This window comes from Mesorhizobium sp. M1B.F.Ca.ET.045.04.1.1 (assembly GCF_003952465.1).
In the GTDB taxonomy this organism is placed as follows: Bacteria; Pseudomonadota; Alphaproteobacteria; order Rhizobiales; family Rhizobiaceae; genus Mesorhizobium; species Mesorhizobium shonense.
This window is the reverse complement of the sequence record NZ_CP034448.1, coordinates 3940184-3966722: the sequence shown is the minus strand read 5'-3', so window position 1 is coordinate 3966722 and position 26539 is coordinate 3940184. Positions and strand designations below refer to the sequence as shown.

Sequence of the window (26539 nt, the reverse complement as noted above, 5' to 3'; positions counted from 1 at the left end):
AGACGAGGAAAGGCGCGATCCTGCGGCTGCCTACAAAAGGAACAAGCAGCCGAGAAACGATTGCGCCACGGAGCGACGAAGCGTGGGTCGAGATGGCCTGAATGGGGCATCTGGAGAGCAATGATTAACCGATGCCATCGGCCGAAGACTGAATCGTATAGGAACTATGGGGCCAGGGGAATAATGGTCTGCGATCGGTGGCGATTTGGCGACGGTTCGGCCTCTGGTTTTGAATGCTTCATCGCTGACGTTGGACGCCGGCCGTCACCGGATCTGTCCATCGAAAGAGATGACAACGACGGCAACTATGAACCCAGCAACTGCCGGTGGGCAACAACAGCAGAGCAGATGCAGAATCGTCGCATCAGTAAAAAGAAGGCAGCAGCATGAACGAGATCACGACGATAAACGAACCCGTCGAAACCTTCCGACCGTCGGCGGCGATCGATCCGCAGCGCCTTGAATATCTCTGGACGCTGGCCGAGCGGATGGCTCAGTCAACACTCGTTCCTGAGTCTCTAAGGACAACCGGCAGTAAGAACAACAAAAAGGATCTTCCGCACGAGGCTGTGGTTGCGAACGTGTTCGCCGTCGTCGAGCAGGCTGACCGTTGGAACATCTCACCATTTGCGCTACTCGCATGCGCAGCAATCGTCCATGGGAAACTCGGCTTCGAGGGCAAGGTCATCTCCTCGGTGCTCGAGTCTCGCTACGGAATCGACCTTCAATACGAGTGGACCGGATCCGGCGAAGACCGCAAGATCAAAATCAGCGGCATGAAACCGGGATCGGATCGGCCACTGATCATCGAAGGAACGGTCAAGGACTGGAAGACGACCGGGGATGGGTCTCCGTGGCGCCCATCCACCTTCGACAAGATGCTCGCCTACCGCGGCGCCCGGGAGTGGGCGCGCCTTCATAAGCCGTCGGCAATCCTCGGCGTTCTCGGTGATGACGAGATCCTGGCGATTGGCATGGAGCGCGACGCGCAGCTCGCACGCGACATCACGCCGTCACTCGCCTCACGCTTCGGCGGCAAGCAATCCGCCGACGGCTTCGATCCCGACAATGTGAAGAAACTGACCAACTCCGGTCAGGTCGCGATGGATGTAGTCGACCAGAAGACAGGAGAGATTTTGAACACTGGGGTACAGCGCGAAACGACGGTTAATAAATCTACGTCGTCCGCGAAAGCGGCCTCAGCAAAGCCGGCATCTGACGATGCTGGCAGGAGCGGCGAACACTCATCGGGCTCAGATGACAGCCGCTCCACCAATTCGTCGCAGGGCTCCGCCGAACGGGGCCATGACGAAGCCGGCGGGAAGACGGAGGTAGCCGCCCAGCGTCTTCCCGCCGAACTCTTCAAGAAATATGCGTCCAGCCTGGCACGCATGCAGACCGAAGGCAATGTCGACAAAGCCTCCGCCCAGTTCTGGCAGGAGAACGGCGGCGCACCGAAGGGCAAGGATCGTGCGCTGGCGAAGTCCATCTACGACAAGGAGATGGCCCGCGCGAAAGGCGAGTTGAGCGCCGAAGGACTGCTGGACGAAATCAACGCCCAAATCGACACATCATTTGCCGGAGACAATGCACTATGAGCGACATGATTGAGGCTCCGGTGGCGCGCGTGCGCGTTGTCGACCTTGAGACACTCTTCCCGGAGCCCGAACCGAACGGCATCGTCGAGATCGGCTACACAGACGTCGTTGCGACCCGAACCGATCTTTTCGGCGAGCCGACGCAGTGGGAGGTTCGGCCGGGCCAAGGCTTCCTGGTCAATCCGATGCAGCCGATCCCGGCCGAGACGATGGCGGTTCATCACATCATGGACTGCGATGTTATCAATTCGCCAGTGTGGCGCGAGGTTCATCCGCTGGTCTTCAACGTCGACGTGATCGCCTACGCCGCCCACGGCGCCGAGTTCGAGCGCAAATGGCTGAGCGAAGAGATTACCGGCAATGCCCCGTGGATCGATACGTACCGCTGCGCTCTCAATCTCTATCCGGAGTCGCCGACGTTCAAGAACAACGGCCTGCGCTATTACCTGAATCCGGAAGGCATCGTGCGAGAACTGTGTATGCCTCCGCACCGCGCGCAGCCCGACTCCTACGTCACGGCGCACACCGTCCGAGACATGCTGAACGCCGGTCATTCGATCGAGCAATTGGTGAAGTTCACCAACAACCCAGCCCCTATCCCGACCTGCAAGATCGGCGACACCTACTACAACGGCGGCAAGGGGACGCCGTGGAAAGACGTCGAATGGTCGATGCTGACCCGGATCCTGAAAAAGGATTTCGGGGAAGACGTCGTTTTCACCGTCCGCCGCGAGATGGAACGCCGCGAGATCGACCAGCGCCTCGAGAACGAGCGGGTCGACCTCAACCGACAGTTCCGCGCCAACAACCTGCCGGAAACACCGCCGGCGCAGGAGTTGCCGCCGGTGTCGGCCTATGAGAACCAGGAGCTCTTTCCGCTATGAAGTTTGTCGCCGACGCAAAAGCCTTCGCCGCGGCTATGGCCGCCGTCCAAAAAATATGCGAGCGCCGCAATAGCATTCCAATCCTATCGAACGCTGTGGTTTCGGCAAAGCAGGACGGTATCGAACTGCGCGCCACCGATCTCGACCTCGAGATCACGATGGCGCTCGGCGCCGCCGTGGCGCGACCGGGTGCGACGAGTGTGCCGGCACAGCTGCTGAGCGACATCCTGCGCAAGATGGCACCCGGCTCCGAGGTGATGTTCGAGAGCGAGCCGGATGGCCAGGTCGCCAGCGTCGGTGCCGGCCGGTCGAAGTTCCGACTGCAGACGCTGCCGGATAGCGACTATCCGCAGATGACCGACGGCAACTATTCCCACACCATCCAGTTCGCCGGCGACGCGCTGCTCGAGGCGCTCTCCAAGGTCCAATTCGCCATCTCGACCGAGGAGACGCGATATTATCTCAACGGCGTCTTCTGGAACGTGGATGACGCCCAGCCGGATGCCATCACCTTTGTGGCCACCGACGGCCATCGCCTGGCGACGTCATACCGACAGCCAGATGGCGACGTCGACGGGTTTCCGCCCATCATCGTTCCGCGCAAGACAATCAGTGAGATCATCACCCTGGCCAAGGTCGCCGGCACCGATCCGATCAAGGTCGAGGTGAGCGAGAACAAGATCCGTGTGACGGTCGGCACCACGGTGCTTGTATCGAAACTGATCGATGGCACCTTTCCGGACTACAAACGCGTCATACCCGCCATCGGCAATCGCATCGCTATCGTCGCCTCCAAGATTCTGTCGGCGGCGGCCGATCGCGTCACGACGGTTTCGTCCGAGCGCGGCCGCGCGGTCAAACTGACCTTTACCGACGAGCATCTGAGCTTGACCGTCAACAGCCCCGACAATGGGTCGGCCGAAGAGGATGTCGACGTCCAGTATGGCGGCGAACCGCTCGAGATCGGCTTCAACGCCAAGTATCTGAGCGACATCATGACGGTGATCGGCACCGGCGATGCCCGCATCAGCCTGATCGATCCGGGTAGTCCGACAGTCATCACGACTGACAAGGATCCGGCGTCGGTCTATGTCCTCATGCCGATGAGAGTCGGGTGATGGTCGACTCGACGGAAAGCATCCTCAACCACATCGCCCTGGTCCGGGCGTCTATCCATCAGTTTTGCGATCTGATGGATGCCCGGGCCGAGGTGCACGACGCGTCGAAGTTCACGCCGACCGAAAAGGGGCCGCTAGATGCGCTGCTGACTCTGATCGAGAAGGAAGGTCCGGCGCCCTATGGCTCCGACGAGGCGCGCCGGCGCACCGCCATGCTCGGCGACATGATCACGCATCACTACGCGAACAACGATCACCATCCTGAGGCGCACATCGGCAGAGGCATGGCCGGCATGACGCTGATGAGTCTTGTCGAGATGTTCTGTGACTGGCGCGCCGCCAATGTCGAGCGTGACGGCGGCGAGCCCATGAACCTCTCCTATTCGGTCAAGAAGTACGGAATCCCCCCGATGCTCGCCGACATCTTGAGGAACACGGCGTCCGAACTCGGGTGGGCGTGGAAATGACCCTGTCGACGATCAGAGCGCACTTCCAATGCGATGGATGCTCGGCTCCCATGACATTCGACATGGATGCGGCAGAAGCAACACCGGAAGGCTGGTCATTGTACGATATGGCCGTCAACAGCGTTCGCTCTGGTTCGCCGCGGGAGGGTGGATTCTCGTCTGTTCAAGCCGAGATGTGTTTGTGCAGCAAATGTACTTCCATCGTTGACGAGTACCTCACTGAAGATCGAAACGCGACGGCTGACGAAGTCAATGCCGCCCTCAACAGGAAAGCAGGCATCTGATGGCTGGCAGTCTGAACAAGGTCCAATTGATAGGTCATCTCGGCGCCGATCCGGACATCCGCAAGAACAACTCCGGCGATCCGATCGCCAACATGCGCATCGCGACGTCGGAAACTTGGCGCGACAAACAGACCGGCGAAAAGCGCGAAAAGACCGAATGGCACAATGTCGTCATTTTCGGCGGCATCGCCAAGGTGGCCGAGCAGTATCTGAAGAAGGGAATGAAGGTCTACATCGAAGGTCAACTGCAGACGCGCAAGTGGCAAGACCAGTATGGCAATGACCGGTATTCGACCGAGGTTGTGATTCAGAACTTTGGCGGATCGCTCATCATGCTGTCCGGCGGCGGCGATGACGATCGGCGGGGCAGTGGTGGCCGCGGTGAGCGCCAGGACGACCGCGGTGGCGGATCGCGCAGCAACCAGTCCTCCCGCGACAGCGGCTCGTCCGGCGGCGGCGGCTTTGGCGGTGGCGGGTTGGACGACGAGATACCCTTCTCTCCGGAGTGGCGCTAATGCAGCGGAAACTGGTCGTCGTCGTGAATGGGCATCCGCGCTCGGGCAAGGACACCGTCGTCAATGGCCTCTCTGAGGTCTTGAAGGAGTTTGGATGGCTTACCGGAGCGATCAGTTCGATCGACCCGATCCGCAACGTGCTGCGAGGGCTTGGCATTCCAGTCGACAAGAAGACGACGGCAGAGCGGGATCTCCTCGCCAACATGAAGGCCTGCTTGGAAGGGTACGATAATTGGGTGACGCGCTCCTGCGTGTCGTCGGCGCTGGCGAGGCTTGATATCGGCTATTCCGGCAAGGATGTCATCTTTCTGCATGTTCGCGAGCCGGCTGCGATCGCGCTCACGAAGGAATTGCTCCCTGACTCGGTCGAGTTCCTGACGATCTTCGTCGATCGTGCGGCAGCCGAGCAGGTCTCCACCAATGCTGCCGACGCGAATGTCGAAAACTATCCCTACGACATCAGCTTGGGAAACAACGGCGACCTTGCATCACTGGGAGCCAGCCTTGTTGCGTTAGCCGCCAAAATCAATCAATCCACTGCAAAGGTGGCGGCATGAGCGACTTCTACACGTTCGCCGGCGCTCATCCGTTGGTCACCTTCTTCTTGGCTTGGGGGATTTGGCCGGTTTGCTGGACGGTGCAGGCCATTCTGACCACACCGTTCAGATACGCCTATTTGGCCTATAACCGCAGGCTGCGTTCGCTGAACATCCGCGCTCTCGGCTGGCCGACGAATCCGATGATGGATGCCGATGGCGATATCGCCCAGCCGCCAGTGCAGGCAAAATGAGCGACCTCGTCGTCACATGCCCCAAGGCCTCCTGGGAAGAATGGATCGCGGAAGGCGACCCGGCCGGCGCCGCTTGGTCTGGGACCGAATGGGGCTGGTACATGACATCGCGCGCGCGGCCGCCGATCGCTGTTGGCGATCGCCTCTATGTCGTCGCCCATGGCCGGCTGCGAGGCTATGCGCCGGTCACGGCGCTGCGCGGGCTTAGCTTCGATCCGAAGCACGACTGCCAGCCGCCAGGCGGTGTCTACTTGGACGTGGCCGATCTTGATGCGTCGCCTCCTTATCACGCCGTCGACCAGTGGTGCATCTGCCGTCGTGGTGACGCCGTGGCGGTGACTATCCCTGAGCCGATCAAGGGCTTTCAGGGCTGGCGCTATACCTGGTGGTCACGCGATCAAGAAATCCCCTTCCCTAACTGGAGAGCGGTTGCATGAACACGATCGCACATGACGCCGGCGGCAAAGTCAAACTCCGGCTCCCGGAAGGCATGGATGGCGACGCTTCGTTCGGCGGCGATCGTGGCCAGTTTCGGCATCATCTCGGTCGCTGGTGGGGCGACATTCTCACGCCGACCGACGGCAACTACGCACTCTGGATAGGCATGAATCCGAGCGTGGCTGGATGGGATGTCGATGATCCGACCGTCCGCCGAGAAGTCGCCTACACGAAGAAGATGCTCGGCCTCAACCGCTACATCAAGACCAACGTCATGGACTACCGGTCGACAGATCCGAAGGCGCTGCTTTCGATGACGCCGGACGAGCGGTGCAGCCTGGTGAACTATAACAAGATCGAGGCCTATGCGCGTAGCGCCGATGTTGTCATCGCAGCATGGGGCGCGCTGCCGCCAGTTCTGCGGCCGCACGCGATTGCTGTCGAGGTGATCCTCCGCAACGCCGGCATCAAACTCCACTGCGTCGGATACACCAAGGATGGATCCCCCAGGCATCCGCTCTACGTCCGCGGCGGCGCGCCGCTTCTCCCCTACCCTCGCGAGGCAGCATGAGCAAGAAAGTGACGAAGTCCGATCTCGAATCTACGATCGAGAAACTGCAAGCCGAGAACACCGCACTCCGGCAAAGGATGGTCAGCAGCGAGGCGAATGCGAAGCTGACCCTCAAGGAAAGGGATGAGCAATCCGCGTCAATCGCATCCCTCAAGACCGAACTCATGGCGAAGTGTCTCGAGGTGGCGAAGCTGGAAGGCTACATCACCCGGGCCAATGAGAGCGATCCGGAACCCGCGTCACCGACGATCAGGACGTTCGGTGCCATCGAAAGGCCGCCGATGACCAGCGTCAGCTATGGAGCCAATTGGTCGGAGCCGCAGACGCCGTGGTGGAACCGCTGATGGATCGGCCCATCCTCTTTTCAGGTCCGATGGTCCGAGCGCTGCTCGAGTCTCGCAAGACGCAGACCCGGCGGGTGATCACACCTCAGCCTGACTGGGATGCCGAAGTGGTGGAGACCAAGCTTTTTGGTCTCACTTGGCCGATAGGCAAATATGGGCAGCAATGTGGAGGGCCAATCGCACTCCCGCGCTTCGCCATCGGCGACCGGCTCTATGTCCGTGAGGTTTGCATGGCGGAAGAATTGGCGGACGGATCAGATGGTGTTCGCTATCTCGCCGACAACGCCTTCCTTGCTATCGCAAACACGCGCGAAGCCGGCGACCGATGGTGCGATCTGTTCAACTATAGCGGCAAGCGCCCATCGGGACGGCGAGGCCGCAAAGTCCCCGGCATGCATATGCCGCGGTGGGCCTCTCGCCTTACTCTGATCGTTACTGATGTCCGCGTCCAGCGCCTCCAAGCGATCAACGAGATCGACGCGTGGGCCGAGGGCGTCCAAGATTGCGGAGAGATCGACGGTGGCAGGCATATCTCCGGCCACGGGAAAACGCTCTACGCGAATCTCTGGGACCATCTCAACAAAGATCGCGCCGGCGGCGCATACGCCTGGGCAGCAAACCCGTGGATCGTGGCCGTGTCGTTCAACGTCATCAAGCAGAACATCGACCGGGTGAAGCCATGACCGACATGGAATATCTGGAAGCCGGCGTGCTGGCCTTCATGAAGGTGATCGACGAGCGAATCCCTGACAACTACGTGGCCGGACTGAAGGCCGACAATGCCGATGAGTATCGCATGATGTGCGCTGCCGTCAGCGCCGCCATGGAGGCAGGGAACAAGCGTCGAGTTCAGGATCTGCTCGAGGCGAACAATCGCTATCAGCAGGCGGGTCGCAACTGGACAATGCTTGAACGTTTCCGTGAGGGTGAAGGCAACTCGATCACGCTGGTTTGCGACAATCCGGATTTCAACGGTCAAGCAAACTCAAAGGTCATCGTCTGTGCGGACTGGACTGAGTTTCAGGAGCGCGAGTTCACTGGCGATACAATCACCCAGGCCATAGCAAACGCCTTTGCTGTTTTCGGAGAGACCAATGGCTGACGTCACCGGACCCATCTCATCGCTGCCCGGCTCAGGCCACGACTTCCCGGACGGCACTATGTGCGACGATCATCCCGATAGACCGGCGGTCGCTCGCATCCAAGGCGAGACGGATAGCTTCGGCAGTGAGATGAACGACATGTGCCAGGAGTGTCTCGACGCCTATCGCGAGGAGATGAAGAACACAGATTGGTCCGGAGTCTGCGACTGGTGCAAGCAGCACATGCCGCGCCTTCGGCCGAGGCGCGACTATGAAGAGGGCATGGCCGGGCGCGTCTATGACGTCTGCGACGACTGCATCAAGCGAGAAAATGACGAACTCGAAAAAGAGATCGGAACCTATTGGGACGACGACGGCGGGGATTACGATGACTGAGCATCGCGACACCTCCGCGCCTGACATTCTCCTGCTCAAACTCCACACCTCGGGGCTGTACCGTAAGGACATCTCCATCGACGATTCTGCACAACCATGGTGTCCTGAAATTGCCGCAGCCCTCTGCAATCGCTCTGGCACGATGCTCAACGCATTCACCCATCTGATCAAGAGCGATGGGCGCACGATCAAGGAGAACGCCGAGAAGGTGCACGGCATCACGGCGCGCGCGAGCTCGCAGGTCGGCATACCAGAGCCTCGAGTCTTGGGCGCCCTGTCGGACATGCTCAAGACTGCGCCCCTTGATTCACACATGCGCGTCGTCACTTTCGGCGACATGGACCGGATGGTCGTCGCATCGCTCTTTGCGCGGTTCGCGCTGGCAAGCGGCAAGAAGTCAGACGCCTATGACCGCCTTTGGCTTACCCGGCCGCTGATCGAGTTCGTCGACCTGCAGAAGCCCTATGCGCAGCAACTGTGCAAGCTGCCGAGCGAGTTTGAAGGCGGCGGCGATTACAAATGGCCGTCACTCGACGAGGCCGGATCAATCATTCTCGGCCAGTCGGCCCATGAAGGCCTGCGCGACGCATGGTCTGATCTGATCACGATGAAAAAGCTTTTCTTCAAGTTCGAGGAAATGGGATTGTTTGAGCGAGAGGCGGCGGCCTGATGCAGTTCTCTCCACAGCAAGCCGCCGCGATCGACGCCGTCAGCGCCTGGCATAAGGCTAAGGAAAAGCAGGTGTTCCGAGTCTTCGGTTACGCCGGCACCGGGAAAACGACGCTGGCAAGGCATTTTGCTGAAGGCTTGAATGGCCGAGTGCTCTATGCCGCCTATACCGGCAAGGCCGCTATGATGATGCGGAAGAATGGCTGCCTGAATGCCAGCACCATCCACTCCACGATCTATGCCGTCGACGTGAACAAGACGACCGGCGCCACCAAGTTCATCCTCCGCCATAAGAGCGAATTCGAAGGCGTGGCGCTCTTGGTCATTGATGAGTGTTCGATGGTCGATCAGGACATCGGCCAAGAGATTCTTTCATTCGGCATCCCGGTCCTTGTCCTCGGCGATCCGGCGCAGTTGCCGCCAGTCTCGCCCGGCGCCGGGTTCTTCACCGAGTGCGACCCGGACGTCATGCTGACGGAAATCCACAGACAGGCGGCTGAGAGCCCTATTATCCAGATGGCCACGATCGTGCGGGAGGGCGGGAGCCTCCGATACGGAGTCTATGGCGCGAGCGAAGTCATCAAGCGGTCCTACCTGGTGCAGGACCACGTCATGAAGGCCGATCAGGTATTGGTCGGCCTGAACAAGACGAGAGCCGGCTACAACCAGCGCATGCGAGAGATCCTTGGCCGCAAGCAGGTGCTGCCTGAGAAGGGTGACCGGCTTGTCTGCCTCAAGAACGACCGGACCCTTGGCCTGTTCAACGGCGGACTATGGAACGTCCTCCACGTCGCCAAGCGCCGCGCCGGACACATTGAGGACCATTGCGTCGCAATGGACGTGACGTCCATCGACTTCGAGATGACGACGCCAGTCAAAGTCAGGGCGCGCAAAGAATGCTTTGAGGGTCGCCTCAATGAGGTCGACTGGAAGGAACTGCGCGGGACTCAGCAATTCGACTATGGATACGCTTTGACCGTGCACAAGGCGCAGGGCAGCCAGTGGGACAACGTCTGCCTGTTTGATGAAAGCAGCGCCTTCGCCGATAGCCGTGCGCGATGGCTCTACACCGGACTGACGCGCGCCGCTGAGAAGATCACGGTGGTGATGTGAGCCAGCCTTCGCTCTTCGATTTCGCCGATGAACAGATCAGGCACCACGAGGCTGCCGCGGCTGAACTGCGACGCGAAACGATCATGAGTGAGATGGAAAGAAGGCGGACTTCGCACAAGGAATGGAAGCCGCTGGCCGGCGAACTGCGCCGGGCAACATGCCTGGCGCTGGCGGCATCATGCGGAAGGGAATGGATTGGATGACCGGCGACAGGATCTGCTGCATCAACCCGCGTTGCGGCCGCACGGCACCAAAGGACAAGTACGGCGAGTCGACCGACATCATCTGCCGTCGGTGTTGGAACCTGCTTCCGAAGGCGATCGCCGATAGGTTCCGGACTCTGAGCCGGCGCGACAAGAGGCTGAGCCGACTGATCGACAAGCGCTTTGCCGCCGGCACGATGCCGCAATACCGCATCAACATGCTCGGGAATTTGATTGACGGACAGGCCCGGAAGAACTGGGCGGAGATTGCCGCCTATTTCCGGGATCCACAAAAGCCGGAAGGGTTGGAGAATTTTCTCGCCGACATCGGCCTTGGGAACGAGACGCCATGAAGATTGCAGCAAACATCGAATTGAACCTCGAGACGTTCCGCGGCCAGCGGTCGATCCTTCAAGGCGCATCCGGATCCGGCAAGTCGAACGGTGCCCGCGTGCTACTCGAAGCGACCTATGGAAAGTTCCAGCAGTTGATCCTCGACGTCGAGGACGAGTTCCATACTCTTCGCACGCCGGAGCGGGAATACGCCATCATCGGCGGTGACCACGGTGACGCGCCACTGAGCAAGACGCAGGACGCCGGTGACCTGGCGCTGACCTTGTTGAAGGTCGGAGTGTCGACCATCCTGCAAATCGGCGATTGGACGCTGGAGGAGAAGCGGTCGTTCATCGGCCGGTTTGTCGCCGGCATGATGCGCGCCAAGTCGGACCTGTGGCACCCAACCATCGTCATGCTCGACGAGACACATCTGTGGGCGCCCCAGCAAGGCGTGGTGGCCTCCAGCGAAGCGATTACGCATCTCGCCACCGCTGGCCGCAAGCGAGGCTTCGGCGCCATCTTTGCGACCCAGCGGCTGAGTCTGATCAACAAGGACTTGCTCGGCCAGTGTGAGAACAAGTTCCTTGGCCGCGTCGAGCAGAGCGCCGACCGTCGGGCGGTGGCCGACCTACTTGGTTTCGGATCAAGGTCTGACGAGGCCGTCGACATGCAGGCGTTCAAGCCGGGCGAGTTCTATGTCGTCGGTCCCGCTCTCGCCGCGACACCGGTGCGCGATCGTCTATTCAAGGCCTCCACGGAGGCTCCAAAGCCCGGCAGCACCGTTCTGCCGTCGGCGACACCTGCCGCCATCCAGCGCGCCCTGGCGGAGCTCGTGAAGGCATCCAAGGAGCCGACGACGCCGGAGAAGTCGCCCGATCAGAAAGTCCGCGGCGCCGACCCATCAGAAATCGCAACTGCTGAGCGCAGAGGCTACACGCGCGGCTATGGCGAGGGATTGGACAAGGGGCGTGAAGACGGCTTCGCCGCCGGCGCCGAGGCAATCAGGACGGCGCTCGAGGAGTTCCTCGACCGGCCGCGTCCGCCGAAGATCCATGTTGGCGTCGACATGGCGAGGGGGCGGGATGAAACTGTCTACTACACCCCCATTGACTTGAATGCACAGCCAAAGGAATTCATCCCCGGCGTGAAAACGGCCGAGTTACCCATGTCGCCGAGCTCGCGCAAGGTGGTCGACGCTGTTGTCTCCGCCTACCCCCTCGGCATCAGCCTACAGGTCGCCGCCAAGCGCGCCGGCCTGTCATCTCGATCGAGCGCATTCCGGAAGTATCTGATCGAGGCGGCGGCATCTCCACGCATCCAAGACCGCGGCGACGGCCGCTACGTGGCTGTGGAGGCTGAGGCTGGCATCACGGCGCCTCCCGGACTCGCCGCCTTTAAGGAGCGCCTGCCGTCGTCCTACGCCCGCATGCTGGCCGCCCTAGAGGCCGCCAAGGGCGCCGAGATGGACTTGGATGCCATCGCTGACCGCGCGGAGGTCTCGCGCACGTCCAGCGGCCTCAGCAGCGGCCTTCGTGAACTCGCCGCGCTCGACCTGATCGTCAAGACCGACGGCGGTTACCGCCTGTCACCGGATTTCCTGTGATGAGCATCGAGGGCATCGGATCATTTTCGGATTTCTACACGCCACCAGGTGAGAAGACCGAGCGCATGCTTGACGCAGCAATCGAATGGGAACGCGCAAGGGCGGAGTGCATCAAGGCATCCATCTACCCGATAGGAAACACCGAATACCGAGCGAAACTGATCGATCTATCGAACGCTGAAGATGCCCTCGCGAGGGCCGTCAGAGAAGGAGCCAACAGTGGCTGAAAATACCGCGATCTCATGGGCCCGACACACTTTCAATCCATGGATGGGGTGTACCAAGGTCTCGCCGGCCTGCGATGGCTGCTACGCCGAAGCTCTCATGGACAAGCGCTATGGCAAGGTCAAGTGGGGGCCGCACGGCGACCGAGTGCGCACGGTGCCGACGAATTGGAACAAGGTCAGGAAATGGCATCGCGACGCCGCGAACGCCGGTGAGAAGTGGTTCATCTTCTGCGCGTCGCTCGCCGACATCTTCGACAACCAGGTGCCGCCAGCATGGCGCAAGGATCTCCTCGACCTCTGCCGCGAATGTCCGAACCTGATCTTCCTGTTCCTATCGAAGCGGCCGCAGAACATGGTCCGCATGAGCGAGGAGGCCGGCGGCCTTCCGCCAAACTGCGCGCTCGGTGCGACATGCGAGGATCAGAAGCGAGCCGATATCAATCTGCCGCACCTACTCATCGCCGCGAGCCGCTTGCGGGCAGCATTCGCCTTCGGATCTTTCGAGCCGCTTTTGGGGCCAGTCGATGCTGGATGGGCGATGTCCAACAATCCTCTCGATGTGGCGGCAGGCATTCTCGAGCACGGCCATTTCTCACCTGGCCTCGAAACCCTTCGCCGAATCGAGTGGGTCATCACCGGCGGCGAGACTGACCAAGGCGACCACAAAGCTCGGCCCTCGGATCCAGCATGGTTCCGCAGACTTCGCGATCAGTGCGCGGCCGCAGGTGTTGCCTACCATCACAAACAAAATGGCGAGTGGATATCGCATGAGCAGATGGGCGGCGGTTGGGAGTACACCCGCACAAAGGACGGTGTCCGCTACGGCGTTCTGAGCGAAGGCGGCTTCGGAAGGACCAATCGGCTTTTCGGTGGCCGCGATTTTCCGACGGAGTATCCATGGAACACCGCCGGACCAGGCGGATGGGGGCCGGGGCCATGCATGGTCAAGGTCGGGAAGCACAACTCCGGCCGGCTCCTCGATGCGCGCGAGCACAACGCCTTCCCAGAGGTGGCTTGATGGCCTCTCGAATTGCCTACCAGCGAGAAGCCTTCGCCAACGCGCCGGCCAAAGGCCAGAAGCGGCCGCGCAAGGAAGACGGCGCCCATCTGAAGTGGATCCGCACGCTGCCGTGCGCGATCACCGGCAGACGTCCGGTCGAAGCCGCACATGTTCGATACGAGGATCCGGCCTACGCCAAGCGCGAGACCGGGAAGGCAGAAAAGCCGGACGATCGATGGTCGCTGCCCCTCAGCCCCGAGAAGCATCGTGAGCAGCATTCCATGGCCGAGAGAGCCTTTTGGGCCAAGCACGGCATCGATCCGCTCCGCGTCGCTCTGGCTCTCTACAACGTCACCGGTGACGATGAGCAAGGGGAACTGATCATTCGAAACGCGAGGAGAGCATAATGAATTCCGCACTGATAGCGGCGCTCAGGGAGTGCATTGAGACGCTGAGCCTTGTCGAGCATCCTCCGAGAGTAGATTCCGTCCATGGCGACGCGGTTCGCGAACTAGGCAGCCGCATTGGCTATGGCGCGCTCATGTCATCCGCGTCAGCCTCTTGGCGAGCAGCTTTGGCGGAAAGAGGTCTTCCCGCCGGCGGTGAGTTTGTCGCCGGACCGTGCCATGGAACGGTCGAGAGGACGCTCAAGCTGGCGCGGGAGGTCATGGCGGTGGCGGAAGCACCAGATGAGCCGATCGATGCCGAGGGATGGCAACCAATTGATTCAGCGCCAAAGATCGATGATCAGCGCATACTCGCTTGGTGCACCGCGGCAGAAAGCCTGCATGGCATCATTGAAATGATATGGCGCGGCAAACGTTGGGCGCCTGTGATCGAACACCCGTGGACCAATGCCTGTCTCGCACCGACGCATTGGCGACCTACATTCGACGACCCGAAAGCGCGCTCATGAGCATCCCCGGCTATGACGCATGGAAACTCATGACGCCGGAAGAGGACTACGAGTCCCGCGGCGGCAAACTTTGTCCATTCTGCGGTGCCTACTCGCCGAGGCAGTGCGAACTGGACGAGGACACCGGCGGCGTCTGCGCCTGGGAAGAGAGCCAGCCAGATCCCGATGCGCTCATGGAAGCGCGCCGCGACGACAAGCGCATGGCTGCCGACCAGCGAGATGATGGAGACTTCTGAACCATGACCGACCTGACGCTGGAAGAAAAGACGAATTATGCCTCGCGGCGAGCTGTCGAGGTGGCGGCCGAGAAGCATTTCTATGACGTCTCCCAGCCCCACTTCCCCCTCGGCTTCTCCGTCGCCTATCGCAACCCGGGTCACTGGGACATCTTCGCCAAGCAGGCGCATGGCAGGGTATCGGCGTGGCTTCACGCCAATCCTGGCAGCAGCACCAGCGGGAAGGACGGCGAGCGCGAGCGTGCTTTCCGCATCCGTGGCGAGCCGGGGAACGTCGTCGTCTTTGATGAGCGATGGAACCCGTACAATCCGCATCCTCGAAAGGAACTGGTCTTCCGGAGCGTGCCGGCTGCGATGCTCTGGATCGCCGAGGAGTTGATGCAGGAACCATGACGAAGATGGACGATTTGCCTCTGTTCGCCGGCGATCGAGAGATCGCGGAGGCGATTGTTGGCAAGCGTGGTGCTGAAAAATGGATGAAAGAACGCCTTCCAACTCTTGCACAGAAGGCCGGTTTCCCTGCTATTGATGCCTTTCACGGCGGGCGGCCAGTGCCGCTCGTCAAGCGCTTCTATGAAAATTACCTCGGTTTGCCCGTCGAATCCGCCAAGGGCAAGCCCGACGGCCAAGAGGACGACAGCGCATGGAACAAGCGAAAGCGCCGGGGCTCAAATGGATGAAGCGCGCGAACGGCGCCGCGCCAATCTGGGTCGCCGATGAAGCCGATGTGAAGAAGGGGTTCCTCCCCAAGACGGTCAATCTATCGATGTTCGTGGACCAGCCCGACATCCTGAAGGCGAAATGCGATGCGCTTCAGGCAGACATGCTGCTATGGCGCGCCGGCTATCGCAATGACCCTCTCGCCTTCGACGGCACCGTGAAATCCCTTCTCACGATGTACCAGTGCCACGACGAGAGCCCGTTCAAGAAGCTCAAGCCTGCATCTCGTCGAACCTATGTCGGATTCCTCTCGAAGATCGAGGCGCACATCGGCGCCAGGCGCGTCGACGCGATCAGCGGTGTCGACATCATCCGCTACCATAAGGTCTGGTCCAACGGCGGCGAGAATCTCGCGACCGCGGCGATGTGCCGGTCGATCCTCGAGTCCGCCCTCAGCTTCGGCGTGATGAACAAGCACAACGAATGCGCCGGCCTGCTCCTCATGCTTCGCGAGGCAAAGAAGAACCTTTCCCGGGCGTCGCCGCGCACCCAGGTCATCACCCCGTCTCAAGTCGCCGCCGCCCGCGCCGCCGCCAACGCCGCGAATCGGCGTTCGTCGGCGCTGGCCTACGCCTTCGCCTTCGAGACCACGCTCCGGCTCTGGGATGTCATCGGCCAATGGTATCCGATGAATGAGGGCGGCCTGTCGGACGTTCTTGATCCCGCCAATGGAGAGAAATGGTTTGGGCTGCGTTGGGAGGACATCGACGAGCACATGGTGCTCAGGTTCACACCGTCTAAGACGGAAGAGACGACGGGGCGGAAAATCATCTATCCGCTCGCCAAGGCGCCGATGGTGATGGAGGAGATCAAACTCGTTCCGCAGGAGCTGCGCATCGGCCCGATCGTCGTCTGTGAGGACACCGGCATCCCCTACCGGCCGAAGAACTTCGCCTATCGCTGGCGGCTCGACCGCAAGGCTGCGAACATCCCGTCGACGGTCTGGGCGCGTGATTTGCGCGCCTCCGGCCTCACCGAAGGGCGCGCCGCCAACGCGTCGATCGAGGACGCCGCGAAGGTCGCTGGCCACACGGGGCCGACCACAACCGCCAGGGTGTATGATCGCGCCGTATTCGAAGCTGCGGACCGATTCGCCGATGCTCGGCTTCGCGGGCGCGAACAGAGCGGTAACGGCAGCGGTAACGGGCGGTAACGGGCACCAGCTAAGCGATTGGAAACGCGGCGGAAAATTTTCGATAAAACTAACGAAGCGTTTAGAACGCTCTGGCCCAAAAAGACGCGGCTTGCTGCGAACGGCTGGCGCGCCTAGCGTCGAACCTCTGTTCAGCGAAGGAATGAGCCCATGTCCGAAACCGCGAAGTCACGCGCCGCGGCACTTGCCCATCTGCGCAGCGGCGATTTCGCCAAGGGCGACCCGATCCCCTTGCCGCTGACCATGGCTTCGATCTTTCATTCGCCGGGCGACGCGACCGGATACGATCAATACGGCCGGTTCAGCAATCCGACATGGCATGCCGTCGAGCATGTGCTTGGCCATTTGGAAGATGCGCAATGCGTTGCTTTTCCGTCGGGAATGGCAGCGATTTCGGCGGCGTTTTTCGCACTCGTCAAATCGGGCGACCGCATACTCTTGCCGTCGGACGGCTATCACACGACACGCGCGCTGGCGGAGCGTTTCCTGAAACCGCTTGGCGTCACCTATGACGTGAGGGCGACATCGAGCATGCTCGATGGCGCTTTCGCAGGCTATCGACTGGTCTTCGCCGAGACCCCATCCAATCCGCAACTTGATATCTGCGACATCGCCGCCGTCGCCAAGGCGGCTCACGAGCAAGGTGCGGTTCTTGTCGTCGACAACACGACGATGACGCCCTTTGGCCAGCGGCCGCTCGACCTCGGCGCCGACATCGTCGTGTCGGCCGACACCAAGGCGATCAACGGGCACTCGGACGTGCTGTTCGGCCATGTCGCCAGTCGCAATCCGGACATTGTCGCCAGGGTCAGAGACTGGCGCGAAACGGCCGGCGGCATTCCCGGACCATTCGAGGCCTGGCTCGTGCATCGCGGCCTCGAAACGCTTGAGGTGCGTTTCGACCGCATGTGCACTTCGGCGGAAACGATCGCCCGCCGGCTCAAGGCGCATCGCGCCGTGAGCGGCTTGCGCTTTCCAGGCCTTGAGGGCGACCCCTCGCACAATCTGGCGCGGTCTCAGATGGATCGCTTCGGCTTCCTCATCTCCTTCGAACTGGCGTCGGAAGAGAAGGCCGAGGATTTCATCAACAATTGCGCGCTGATTGAATCGGCCACGTCATTCGGCGGCGTGCACAGCTCGGCCGAGCGGCGCTCGAAGCGTGGCGACGCCGTGCCCCCGGGCTTCGTGCGGCTAGCCATCGGCTGCGAGCCGGTCGAGGAGCTCTGGCAGGCGATCGAGGCGTCGTTGGATAAGATCGGCAGCTAGCGCAATTCCAGGAAAATGCTTTGGCGGTTTTCGTCCGGAATTGCGTTGAAGCATGTCTGCCGAAAGTGGAACCGGTTTCGGGACAAAGACATGCGTAAAATCAAAAACCTAAAGCGCACGGAGCGAATGTGAAGGATCGCGACGCGCTTTAGACAAACGCCGATCACGGCGCAAAGTCGTCCGCCTCGATCTTCCGCCGGCCGTGCAGCACACGGACGACTTCGATCGCGTCCCCGCCGACCCGATAGAAGGTGAGGTATTCGCCGACGATCAGATGACGGATTCCGGGTGCGATGTCGTCGCGCGGAGGGCCCGAATACGGATAGGTCGCGAGCTGTTGACACCGGGGCTCGATTCGATCGAGCAATCTATCCGCTGCAGCTTCGTTATCACGCGCGATGTGGAGCCAAAATCGCTATCAAATCGCCTTCAGCGTGCGCCGTACGAATGATCGGCAGCACCTTCATGCCGCGTCGTCGGATCTCAATCGCTTACGGGCTTCGGCCTTTATTTCATCCATCGACGAGAACCGTCCAGGCCCGCTGTCGATCCCCTCTTGCACCAGCTTGCGTAGTTCCTCGACTGTGTAGCCGAGTAGGTCGCGCCGGTCCTTCCATTGCCTGAGCGCGTCCCGGATCACCTCGCTCGCCGAAGCGTATTCGCCGGCGGCGACGACATCGTCGACCGCCCGCGCCAGCTCGGGGGAAAGCGTTATGCTGCGTTTGTCGACCTGGCCCATGATGTGCTCCGATGGCTTTCTTTGCGACCAGGGTACGATTTAATCGTACCGGTTTCAAGGAACGCATTCATGGAGCGGTGGAACCGGGCACAGCTCCACGCGCTTGAATCAACAGGCACGCCCATGGCTGCAACCTGTTGATATCAAGCGTTTTGTCGGTATCGGGAAAAATGCCAGCTGGCCTGTAAGCCGGGTTCTGTATGGCCCCGCGCCTTGCGGCGCGGGAACGTGGCGGCCATTCATCTTGGGCGCATGTCGCCATGCGCCTCACGCAACCTACCCGGACGGTGGGCCGGAAACAGCCCTCGAAGGTTTCCCTTCGCACCGCCCCTATTCGGTCTTGCTCCCGGTGGGGTTTGCCGTGCCGCTCCTGTTGCCAGTCGCGCGGTGGGCTCTTACCCCACCCTTTCACCCTTGCCGCGGCTGATGCCGCGGCGGTTTGCTTTCTGTGGCACTTTCCCTGGGGTTACCCCCGCCGGCCGTTAGCCGGCACCGTGTCTCCATGGAGCCCGGACTTTCCTCACCCGCAGCCTTTCGGCTCTTGCAGGCGCGGCCGCCCAGCCAGCTGGCAAGCGCGTATAAAGGGATTCCCGCCTGAAAACGCAAACGAAAAAGGCGAACTTGCCTCTAGGCGGGTGAGCCGAGCGCCGCCATCTGCACCTTCACCTTGCTGCAATAGGCGGCCGAAACCGGATTCATCCGCCTTGCGCCATGACCGGCATTGTATTTGAGGATCGTGCCGCAAGTGGTGCCGCCGCCGAGGCCTTGCGCCATGGCGAGGTACTTCATGCCGTATTTGATGTTGGTGTCGGGATCGAACAGTCCCTTGACCGAACCCGTATAGCCCATCATGCGCGCCGTCGCCGGCTTGATCTGCATCAGGCCGATCTCACCGGCGCCCCCGACCATGTTCGGCCGGTAGTTGCTTTCGATCTTGATAACGGCCTTGGCGAGCGACACCGGCACGCCATAGCTTGCAGCATAGCGAGCGATGATCGCCGAATATTGGCCGCCGCCGGTGGCCGAAGACGACAATGCAGGCTTTTCGGGGTGAATGGACGCTGTCGTCGTCAGGTCGACAGTCTGCCTGCCGCGCTTCCTACCGCGTTTGACCGTTGATTTTGCCGACTTCAATGCGGCGGTCTTCTGCACTTTCGCCGCAGCGGTTTTCTTGGTTTTTGCGGGTTTGAGGGCCGGAGCCGCCTTCGGCGTCACGGGGGTCGCTGCGAACCCATTGTCTGCCGCCCGCATGCTCAACGGCGCGCTGTTAGCCGGGCTGAAGGCAAAAGTCATCACTCCGGCAGCAACGGCTGCCGCTACAACGGTCAATCTGTGCATGTAGTCCTGTTCTGTTTGAACCGAGCGAAGAACTTCGCGCGGGTGGGCCAACTCAATATCGGAACATCTTGGGAGGCTAGACGTCCGACAACTTGCGGGAGATGCCTTTGAAGAGCGATTTGGCGCCAATGAAGGCGAGGCAATTCACTTTGTATGACAAATTGTAATTTAGGTAGCTTGGCAGATTATTCTGGCGAGGCGGCCTTTACGGAAGCCAGCAGCCTTTGCAGTGTGCGGATCGTCGAGCTGTCCGCCACGCCGTCGACGAGCCGCCGCCGGAAATGCCGCTGAAATGCCGCCACCACGATTTCTGTTTGGCGATCGAAGACGCCCGATATCTCGACGCCATAACCATAGAGTGCCAGCATCGACTGCAGCGCCTCGACGTCGGCGCCGGTGTCGCACGCCTTCAGCGTCGCGCCCTGCCTGATCGGGGCCGCGGGAACGAGGTGGCCGACGCCGGCCGCGAAGAGCGCCTTCCAGGGAAATCTCTCGCCCGGGTCGACTTTGCGCCCCGGCGCCACGTCGGAATGCGCAAGCACCCTTTGCGGTGCAATGGAATGCCGGCCGGCGATCCCCGCGCACAATCCGATCACCGCATCGATCTGCCGCTTCGGGAAGGCCTTGTAGCCGAGCGAATGCCCGGGATTGACGATCTCGATGCCGACCGAGCACGAGTTGATGTCCGTGCGCCCGAACCACGAGCTCTTGCCGGCATGCCAGGCGCGGTCGCCCTCACGAACCATCTGCACGATCCAGCCGTTCTCATGAACAAGATAATGCGCGGACACCTCGCTTGCCGGATCGCACAGCCACGCCTCGGCGCCGGCGCCCGTCGCCATGCCGGTATAGTGCAACACGATCATGTCGGGCCCGAGCATCTCGCGTCGCGGGCCAAAATTCGGCGACACCCTGACCTCGGCACCCTGCTGGTCGGGCAAAAATCCGCTCATGCGTGCCTGAGACCCCGTTCGATCATCTCATAGGCAGCGTTGATCGCAGCGACCCTTGTCGTGGCGATCTTGATGAACTCCTGCGGCAGGCCACGCGCGATCAGCCTGTCGGGGTGATTGTCGGAGATCAGCTTGCGGTAGCGCTTCCTGACCTCTTCGAACGGCTTTCCGCGCTCGATGCCCAGAACAACATAGGGATCGGCGGCGCCCAGATTGACGTGACGCGACAGGATCGCCTGGTAATGCGCCTCGTCGATCCGGAAAATCTCGGCAATGCGATGCAGGAATTGCCCTTCCCGCTCGTGGATCAGGCCGTCGGCCTTGGCGATGTGGAACAGCCCATCGAGTATGTCTTCCAGCATCATGCAATTCGCATGGCCGGAACCGCAAAGCTGCGCCATGCGCAGGGCATAGATCTCGAAACCGGCAACATCGCGCTTGGCGAGGTCGTAGAGGCGCGCCACGTTGCGCGTTTCACTCGGCGGCACCTCGAAGATTTCCTGGAAGGCGCGCACTTCGTCCTGAGTGACGATGCCGTCGGCCTTGGCCATCTTGGCAGAGAGCGCGATCATCGCCACTGAGAAGGCAACGCGCCGGCGCAAATCCGGGTCGCCGGAAAACACGGTACGCACGGCCTCGACGACGTCGGCGACGCCCGAGGACGCCGACGACGAAACACGAGCGATGAATTCGCCGAGGCGGTCCCAAATCGACATGCCGGCTTCTTAGTGCGAACCGGGCACCGCTATCAAGCCGGGACGATGCCGCAGGTCCAATGGTCGCTGACCGCAGCCCCGACAAAAAGAAGGCCGGCAGAAGCCGGCCTTCCAGAATCGTCAGATCGACTTCTACTGCGCAGGCGCAGCAGGAGGTGTTGCCGGAGCCGGTTCGGCAGGCTTCGAAGCGTCAGGCGTAGCTGGCTTCATCGGCTGCTCGTTGGCCGGCGGGTTGGTGCTTTGAGTGGTCGTGTTGTCCGTGCCGCTGTTGCTGCAAGCCGCGACCCCCAGCAGGGCAAGCGCCGAAACAGACGCCAGAATGAGCTTCTTCATGATATCACTCCTTCAACAAACGTTCACGTTTCGGTGAACAGTCGCAGGAGAAATGCATCAAGCGGCTCGGGAGTTTCGTAACGTTGCGTTTCTGCGTGTAACATCGCGATAACTGCTAACGCCCCGGTATTACAGGCAATTTGGCGAGATGGTGCGCCTGCTACAGGCTGACGGCGCCGCGGGCAGCCTGGTCGTACTGGCCAGACACCGCGCGCATCAGCGCCGCGAGCCTGCTGAGCGCCTCTTCATCGAGCCCGAGGGTTTTGATGCTCGAAATCAGCAACCCTTCGCGCAACTCCCGGTAGCGTTCGCACGCCCGCGCGCCAGCTTCGGTAACCCCTACGATCTTTTCCTTGCCGCGTCTGCCGGTTCGGACAAGGCCCATTCCGGCGAGTTTCTTGATCGAATAGGTCGCAAGATGGGTGTCCTCGATGTTGAACATGGTGCAGAGATCGGCCTGCGTCTTCTCGCGCCCTCGATGGTTGGTGGCATGCAGCAGAAGGACGTCGAGATGGGTGAGGCTGGGGTAGCCGGCGGCCGCCATGCACCTCACCGTCCAGCGCTGAAAGGCGTTGCCGGTGACCGTCAGGGCGAATTCCAGTTCCGACATGGACGGCATGGCCCCAACCGACAGATGCGATGCCGAAACGATCGGCCCCCATTCTTCGCGTTGCATGCGATGCCTTTCCGATGTTTTATCGATAATATATTGACGTATTGACATCGATAAGGCAATGAAAAACCTAGATCCGCACGACCGCAAAGGGAGGCAACGTGACCTCGAGATGGGATTTCTGGATCGACCGTGGCGGCACCTTCACCGACATCATCGGCCGCGATCCGCAGGGCCAGTTGCACCCGCGCAAGCTCCTGTCCGAGAACCCTGAAGCCTATGCCGACGCCGCCATCCAGGGCATACGCGACCTGCTTGGGCTAAAAACCGGCGCCGCCATTCCCGCCGAGCGGATCGGCGACATCAAGATGGGCACCACAGTCGCCACCAATGCGCTGCTCGAGCGCAAGGGCGACCGCGTGCTCCTGCTCATCACCAAGGGTTTTCGCGACGCGCTGCGCATCGCATATCAGGCGCGGCCGGATATCTTCGCCAAGGAAATCATCCTGCCGGAGCAGCTCTACGAGCGCGTGATCGAGATCGACGAACGCGTGCGTGCAGACGGTCGCGTCGAGCGCCTGCTCGACATCGCCGCCTGCCGCCCCGCGATCGAGCAGGCCAAGGCGGACGGCATCGACGCGGTCGCCGTCGTCTTCATGCATGCCTGGAAATATCCGGACCACGAAAAAGCGGTAGCCAAGGTCTGCCGCAAGATCGGCTTCAGCCAGATCTCGGTCAGCCACGAGGTCTCGCCGCTGATCAAGCTGGTCGGCCGCGGCGACACCACGGTGGTCGACGCCTATCTGTCGCCGATCCTGTCGCGCTACGTGCAAAGGGTGGCAGGAGAGTTGGGTGCCGGCCCCCGCCTGATGTTCATGATGTCGTCGGGCGGGCTAACCGCCGCCGACATGTTCCAGGGCAAGGACGCGCTGCTGTCGGGTCCGGCCGGCGGTGTCGTCGGCATGGTCGAGACGGCGAAGCTCGCCGGATTCGACAAGGTCATCGGTTTCGACATGGGTGGCACCTCGACCGACGTCGCCCACTATGACGGCGACTACGAGCGCGCCTTCGACACCGAAGTCGCCGGCGTGCGCATTCGAGCGCCGATGATGCGCATCCACACGGTCGCGGCCGGCGGCGGCTCGATCCTGCATTACGAGGCCGGCCGCTTCCGCGTCGGCCCGGACTCGGCCGGCGCCAATCCTGGCCCAGCCGCTTACCGGCGCGGCGGCCCGCTTGCCGTCACCGACGCCAATGTCATGCTCGGCAAGCTGCAGCCCGATGTCTTCCCGGCGATCTTCGGTCCCGGCCAGGACCAGCCGCTCGATGTCGCCACCGTGCGCGAAAAATTCGCGGCCTTGGCCGCCGAGATCGGCGATGGACGCTCGCCGGAAGCGGTGGCCGAGGGTTTCGTCACCATCGCCGTCGAGAATATGGCCAACGCCATCAAGAAGATTTCGGTGCAGCGCGGCTACGACGTCACCGAATATCTCTTGAACTGTTTCGGCGGCGCCGGCGGCCAGCATGCCTGCCTCGTCGCCGATGCGCTCGGCATGGAAGCGGTGCTCATCCACCCCTTCTCGGGCCTGCTCTCGGCTTACGGTATCGGGCTGTCGACGGTTTTCGCCTCGCGCCAACAGGCATTGCTCGAACCTCTCGCCGAAGAATCGCGCTCGTCGATCGAGGACCTGATTTCGGCATTGCGCCAAGGCGTGGTCGCCGAGCTTGCCGCGCAAGGCATTGCGGAAGCCGCCATCGCGTCCAAGCCGGTCCTGCAAATTCGCTATGACGGCACCGACACGGCGCTGCCGGTCAATTTCGAGCATGGCTCGATCTTCCGCGCCAGAAGCGATTTCGAGGCCGCCCACAAGGCGCAGTTCGGCTTCGTCTATGAAAACAAGCCGATGATCGTGGAGGCAGTCGGCGTCGAAGGCAGCGATGTCGGGACCGGAGCGCGCGACGAAAATGAATCAAGTCTCGAAGACCAAGCGGCAAGCCCTTGGCAGACCCGGCAATTCTTCGCCGATGGCGGCTGGCGCGATGCCGGCATCTTCCGGCGGGAGGATCTGAAGCCCGGCTACAAGGTGGCCGGCCCGGCCCTCATTATCGAGCCGAACCAGACCATCGTCGTCGAGCCCGGCTGGCAGGCCGAGATCACCGCCAGAAATCACGTGCTCCTGCGCCGCATCGAAAAGAAGCGCCGGCAGGCGGCGCTTGGCACCGAGGCCGATCCGGTGATGCTGGAGGTCTTCAACAACCTCTTCATGTCGATCGCCGAGCAGATGGGCGTGACGCTGCAGAACACGGCCTATTCGGTCAACATCAAGGAACGGCTGGACTTTTCCTGCGCGGTGTTCGACCGCCACGGCGCCCTGGTCGCCAACGCGCCGCACATGCCGGTGCATCTCGGCTCCATGGACCGCTCGGTCGAAACCGTCATCCGCCTGAATTCGGGCGATATCCATCCGGGCGACGTCTTCGCGCTCAACGCGCCTTACAATGGCGGCACGCATCTCCCCGACATCACCGTCGTGACGCCGGTTTTTTCCCTCCCCCTTGAGGGGAGGGTGGCCGCGAAGCGACCGGGTGGGGTCGCCTCAGAAGGCACAGCCAAAGCGTCGAGCACTGCCGCAACGACCCCCTCCGCCGCCTTCGGCGGCACCTCCCCCTCGAGGGGGGAGGAGATATTGTTCTACGTCGCCTCGCGCGGCCACCACGCCGATGTCGGCGGCACGGCGCCCGGCTCGATGACGCCTTTAGCCACCACGGTCGACGAGGAAGGCGTGCTGTTCGACAATTTCCGCATCGTCGATCGCGGCCGCTTTCGCGAGAAGGAGCTCGAGACCCTCCTTACCGACCATCCCTATCCTGCCCGCAATCCCGTCCAGAACATCGCCGACCTCAAGGCGCAGATCGCCGCCAACGAAAAGGGCGTGGCGGAACTCCGCAAGATGGTCGCGCATTTCGGCCTCGATGTCGTCGAGGCCTATATGGGCCATGTCCAGGACAATGCCGCCGAGAGCGTGCGCCGCGTGCTGGAGCGCTTGCCGGACAGTTCGGACTACCAATATCCCACCGACACCGGTCAGCTGATCAAGGTCAGGATCAGCGTCGACCGGGAAAAGCGCGAGGCGACGGTCGATTTCACCGGCACCTCGCCGGTCATGAAGAACAATTTCAACGCGCCGGAGCCGGTGGCGCGAGCCGCCGTGCTCTATGCCTTCCGCGTCATGGTCGAGGATATGATCCCGATGAACGCCGGCTGCCTCCGACCGATCAACATCATCATCCCCGACGGCTGCATGCTCAAGCCTGCCTATCCCGCCGCCGTCGTCGCCGGCAATGTCGAGACCTCGCAGCACGTCACCAACGCGCTGTTCGGCGCCATGGGCGCGCTGGCCAACGCCCAAGGCACCATGAACAACCTGACCTTCGGCAACCGGCAGTATCAGTATTACGAGACGATCTGCTCCGGCTCGCCGGCCGGCCGGATGAATTCGGGCCGCGGCTTTGCCGGCACCTCCGGCGTCCACACGCACATGACCAATTCGCGGCTTACCGATCCGGAGGTGCTGGAATTGCGCTTCCCCGTCGTGCTGGAGGATTTCCGCATCCGCGAAGATTCCGGCGGCAAGGGCAAGTGGAACGCCGGCGACGGCACCAAGCGCACCATCCGCTTCCTGGAAGCGATGGAATGCGCCATCCTCTCCTCGCACCGCAACCGCCCGCCCCAGGGTCTGAACGGCGGCGGCGATGGCGAGGCCGGCTCGACCAAGGTCAGGCGCAACGACGGCTCGATCGATGTGCTGAAGGCCTGCGACCAGACCACGCTCGACGCCGGCGAGGCCGTCATCGTCATCACGCCGACACCCGGCGGGTTCGGCAAGGCATAAATATACCAGCGTCAACAGCCTGTCA

35 protein-coding genes and 1 other RNA gene are annotated in these 26539 nt (G+C 61.7%); 28 read left to right on the top strand and 8 right to left on the bottom strand.

Features of this window, described 5'->3' with window-relative positions; all coding sequences use genetic code 11:
- Positions 1 to 386: 386 nt before the first annotated feature.
- The 27 genes from EJ071_RS19305 to EJ071_RS19175 all read left to right on the top strand — a co-directional run bounded on the left by EJ071_RS19305 (position 387) and on the right by EJ071_RS19175 (position 17929).
- On the top strand, positions 387 to 1598 hold the full coding sequence (locus EJ071_RS19305) for a hypothetical protein (protein WP_126099279.1): 1212 nt from the start codon (positions 387 to 389) through the stop codon (positions 1596 to 1598).
- Positions 1595 to 2482, top strand: coding sequence for a hypothetical protein (locus tag EJ071_RS19300; RefSeq protein ID WP_126099278.1), 888 nt, complete (start codon positions 1595 to 1597; stop codon positions 2480 to 2482). The genes EJ071_RS19305 and EJ071_RS19300 overlap by 4 nt, the downstream gene beginning before the upstream one ends.
- On the top strand, positions 2479 to 3600 hold the full coding sequence (dnaN, locus tag EJ071_RS19295) for a DNA polymerase III subunit beta (protein WP_126099277.1): 1122 nt from the start codon (positions 2479 to 2481) through the stop codon (positions 3598 to 3600). The genes EJ071_RS19300 and dnaN overlap by 4 nt, the downstream gene beginning before the upstream one ends.
- Entirely contained in the window at positions 3600 to 4067 is a 468-nt protein-coding gene (locus tag EJ071_RS19290; RefSeq protein WP_126099276.1) for a DUF5662 family protein, read from the top strand. The genes dnaN and EJ071_RS19290 overlap by 1 nt, the downstream gene beginning before the upstream one ends.
- Before the next feature lie 50 nt (positions 4068 to 4117).
- Positions 4118 to 4351 carry a hypothetical protein gene (locus tag EJ071_RS19285; protein ID WP_126099275.1) on the top strand — a complete coding sequence of 78 codons (234 nt, stop codon included), beginning with the start codon at positions 4118 to 4120 and terminating at the stop codon, positions 4349 to 4351.
- Entirely contained in the window at positions 4351 to 4866 is a 516-nt protein-coding gene (gene ssb / locus EJ071_RS19280; protein WP_126099274.1) for a single-stranded DNA-binding protein, read from the top strand. The genes EJ071_RS19285 and ssb overlap by 1 nt, the downstream gene beginning before the upstream one ends.
- On the top strand, positions 4866 to 5423 hold the full coding sequence (locus EJ071_RS19275; RefSeq protein WP_126099273.1) for a hypothetical protein: 558 nt from the start codon (positions 4866 to 4868) through the stop codon (positions 5421 to 5423). The genes ssb and EJ071_RS19275 overlap by 1 nt, the downstream gene beginning before the upstream one ends.
- Complete coding sequence (locus tag EJ071_RS19270; RefSeq protein ID WP_126099272.1) at positions 5420 to 5656, top strand: hypothetical protein; 237 nt, start codon at positions 5420 to 5422, stop codon at positions 5654 to 5656. The genes EJ071_RS19275 and EJ071_RS19270 overlap by 4 nt, the downstream gene beginning before the upstream one ends.
- A complete protein-coding gene (locus tag EJ071_RS19265) occupies positions 5653 to 6093 on the top strand; it encodes a hypothetical protein (RefSeq protein WP_126099271.1) in 441 nt (146 codons plus the stop codon). Before EJ071_RS19270 ends, EJ071_RS19265 begins: the two co-directional genes overlap by 4 nt.
- A complete protein-coding gene (locus tag EJ071_RS19260; RefSeq protein WP_126099270.1) occupies positions 6090 to 6665 on the top strand; it encodes a DUF1643 domain-containing protein in 576 nt (191 codons plus the stop codon). The genes EJ071_RS19265 and EJ071_RS19260 overlap by 4 nt, the downstream gene beginning before the upstream one ends.
- Positions 6662 to 7009, top strand: a complete 348-nt coding sequence (locus EJ071_RS19255; RefSeq protein WP_126099269.1) for a hypothetical protein — start codon at positions 6662 to 6664, stop codon at positions 7007 to 7009. Before EJ071_RS19260 ends, EJ071_RS19255 begins: the two co-directional genes overlap by 4 nt.
- Positions 7009 to 7692, top strand: coding sequence for a hypothetical protein (locus EJ071_RS19250; protein ID WP_245459921.1), 684 nt, complete (start codon positions 7009 to 7011; stop codon positions 7690 to 7692). Before EJ071_RS19255 ends, EJ071_RS19250 begins: the two co-directional genes overlap by 1 nt.
- Positions 7689 to 8111 carry a hypothetical protein gene (locus tag EJ071_RS19245; RefSeq protein WP_126099268.1) on the top strand — a complete coding sequence of 141 codons (423 nt, stop codon included), beginning with the start codon at positions 7689 to 7691 and terminating at the stop codon, positions 8109 to 8111. Before EJ071_RS19250 ends, EJ071_RS19245 begins: the two co-directional genes overlap by 4 nt.
- Positions 8104 to 8487, top strand: a complete 384-nt coding sequence (locus EJ071_RS19240) for a hypothetical protein (RefSeq protein ID WP_126099267.1) — start codon at positions 8104 to 8106, stop codon at positions 8485 to 8487. The genes EJ071_RS19245 and EJ071_RS19240 overlap by 8 nt, the downstream gene beginning before the upstream one ends.
- The gene (locus tag EJ071_RS19235) at positions 8480 to 9157 is read left to right on the top strand and encodes a hypothetical protein (RefSeq protein WP_126099266.1); all 678 of its coding nucleotides are present in this window, start codon (positions 8480 to 8482) and stop codon (positions 9155 to 9157) included. Before EJ071_RS19240 ends, EJ071_RS19235 begins: the two co-directional genes overlap by 8 nt.
- Positions 9157 to 10269: an ATP-dependent RecD-like DNA helicase gene (locus tag EJ071_RS19230; RefSeq protein ID WP_126099265.1), complete on the top strand. Its 1113-nt coding sequence runs from the start codon at positions 9157 to 9159 to the stop codon at positions 10267 to 10269. Before EJ071_RS19235 ends, EJ071_RS19230 begins: the two co-directional genes overlap by 1 nt.
- A gap of 199 nt (positions 10270 to 10468) precedes the next feature.
- A complete protein-coding gene (locus EJ071_RS19225) occupies positions 10469 to 10825 on the top strand; it encodes a hypothetical protein (RefSeq protein ID WP_126099264.1) in 357 nt (118 codons plus the stop codon).
- A gap of 20 nt (positions 10826 to 10845) precedes the next feature.
- On the top strand, positions 10846 to 12411 hold the full coding sequence (locus EJ071_RS19220; RefSeq protein WP_189521106.1) for an ATP-binding protein: 1566 nt from the start codon (positions 10846 to 10848) through the stop codon (positions 12409 to 12411).
- Positions 12411 to 12638 (top strand): hypothetical protein, encoded by a 228-nt coding sequence (locus tag EJ071_RS19215; protein ID WP_126099262.1) that lies wholly within the window; start codon positions 12411 to 12413, stop codon positions 12636 to 12638. The genes EJ071_RS19220 and EJ071_RS19215 overlap by 1 nt, the downstream gene beginning before the upstream one ends.
- Positions 12595 to 13656: a DUF5131 family protein gene (locus tag EJ071_RS19210; protein ID WP_348628109.1), complete on the top strand. Its 1062-nt coding sequence runs from the start codon at positions 12595 to 12597 to the stop codon at positions 13654 to 13656. The genes EJ071_RS19215 and EJ071_RS19210 overlap by 44 nt, the downstream gene beginning before the upstream one ends.
- A complete protein-coding gene (locus EJ071_RS19205) occupies positions 13656 to 14045 on the top strand; it encodes a DUF968 domain-containing protein (protein WP_126099260.1) in 390 nt (129 codons plus the stop codon). The genes EJ071_RS19210 and EJ071_RS19205 overlap by 1 nt, the downstream gene beginning before the upstream one ends.
- The gene (locus EJ071_RS19200; protein WP_126099259.1) at positions 14045 to 14554 is read left to right on the top strand and encodes a hypothetical protein; all 510 of its coding nucleotides are present in this window, start codon (positions 14045 to 14047) and stop codon (positions 14552 to 14554) included. Before EJ071_RS19205 ends, EJ071_RS19200 begins: the two co-directional genes overlap by 1 nt.
- A complete protein-coding gene (locus EJ071_RS19195; RefSeq protein ID WP_126099258.1) occupies positions 14551 to 14790 on the top strand; it encodes a hypothetical protein in 240 nt (79 codons plus the stop codon). The genes EJ071_RS19200 and EJ071_RS19195 overlap by 4 nt, the downstream gene beginning before the upstream one ends.
- 3 nt (positions 14791 to 14793) lie before the next feature.
- Positions 14794 to 15183 (top strand): hypothetical protein, encoded by a 390-nt coding sequence (locus EJ071_RS19190; RefSeq protein WP_126099257.1) that lies wholly within the window; start codon positions 14794 to 14796, stop codon positions 15181 to 15183.
- Positions 15180 to 15470, top strand: coding sequence for a hypothetical protein (locus EJ071_RS19185; protein ID WP_126099256.1), 291 nt, complete (start codon positions 15180 to 15182; stop codon positions 15468 to 15470). The genes EJ071_RS19190 and EJ071_RS19185 overlap by 4 nt, the downstream gene beginning before the upstream one ends.
- On the top strand, positions 15434 to 16663 hold the full coding sequence (locus EJ071_RS19180; protein WP_126099255.1) for an integrase: 1230 nt from the start codon (positions 15434 to 15436) through the stop codon (positions 16661 to 16663). The genes EJ071_RS19185 and EJ071_RS19180 overlap by 37 nt, the downstream gene beginning before the upstream one ends.
- A 150-nt stretch (positions 16664 to 16813) precedes the next feature.
- Positions 16814 to 17929 carry a cystathionine gamma-lyase gene (locus tag EJ071_RS19175; protein WP_126099254.1) on the top strand — a complete coding sequence of 372 codons (1116 nt, stop codon included), beginning with the start codon at positions 16814 to 16816 and terminating at the stop codon, positions 17927 to 17929.
- Positions 17930 to 18092: 163 nt separating this feature from the next.
- Here EJ071_RS19175 and EJ071_RS19170 read toward each other — a convergent pair whose 3' ends face one another.
- From EJ071_RS19170 to EJ071_RS19135, 8 genes are all read right to left on the bottom strand, one after another.
- On the bottom strand, positions 18093 to 18296 hold the full coding sequence (locus EJ071_RS19170) for a type II toxin-antitoxin system RelE/ParE family toxin (RefSeq protein WP_348628108.1): 204 nt from the start codon (positions 18294 to 18296) through the stop codon (positions 18093 to 18095).
- Between the two features lie 96 nt (positions 18297 to 18392).
- On the bottom strand, positions 18393 to 18668 hold the full coding sequence (locus tag EJ071_RS19165) for a type II toxin-antitoxin system ParD family antitoxin (protein WP_126099253.1): 276 nt from the start codon (positions 18666 to 18668) through the stop codon (positions 18393 to 18395).
- A 169-nt stretch (positions 18669 to 18837) separates the two neighbouring features.
- Positions 18838 to 19237, bottom strand: an RNA gene (gene rnpB, locus EJ071_RS19160) — RNase P RNA component class A.
- A 58-nt stretch (positions 19238 to 19295) separates the two neighbouring features.
- On the bottom strand, positions 19296 to 20006 hold the full coding sequence (locus EJ071_RS19155) for a transglycosylase SLT domain-containing protein (protein ID WP_126099252.1): 711 nt from the start codon (positions 20004 to 20006) through the stop codon (positions 19296 to 19298).
- A 185-nt stretch (positions 20007 to 20191) separates the two neighbouring features.
- Positions 20192 to 20959 carry an N-acetylmuramoyl-L-alanine amidase gene (locus tag EJ071_RS19150; protein WP_126099251.1) on the bottom strand — a complete coding sequence of 256 codons (768 nt, stop codon included), beginning with the start codon at positions 20957 to 20959 and terminating at the stop codon, positions 20192 to 20194.
- Positions 20956 to 21675 (bottom strand): DnaJ family molecular chaperone, encoded by a 720-nt coding sequence (locus tag EJ071_RS19145; protein WP_126099250.1) that lies wholly within the window; start codon positions 21673 to 21675, stop codon positions 20956 to 20958. Before EJ071_RS19145 ends, EJ071_RS19150 begins: the two co-directional genes overlap by 4 nt.
- 132 nt (positions 21676 to 21807) lie before the next feature.
- Positions 21808 to 22008: a hypothetical protein gene (locus EJ071_RS19140; protein ID WP_126099249.1), complete on the bottom strand. Its 201-nt coding sequence runs from the start codon at positions 22006 to 22008 to the stop codon at positions 21808 to 21810.
- Between the two features lie 160 nt (positions 22009 to 22168).
- Complete coding sequence (locus tag EJ071_RS19135; protein ID WP_126099248.1) at positions 22169 to 22684, bottom strand: winged helix DNA-binding protein; 516 nt, start codon at positions 22682 to 22684, stop codon at positions 22169 to 22171.
- A 98-nt stretch (positions 22685 to 22782) separates the two neighbouring features.
- Between EJ071_RS19135 and EJ071_RS19130 the strand changes: the two genes are divergently transcribed.
- Positions 22783 to 26514, top strand: coding sequence for a hydantoinase B/oxoprolinase family protein (locus EJ071_RS19130; protein ID WP_126099247.1), 3732 nt, complete (start codon positions 22783 to 22785; stop codon positions 26512 to 26514).
- Positions 26515 to 26539: the final 25 nt, after the last annotated feature.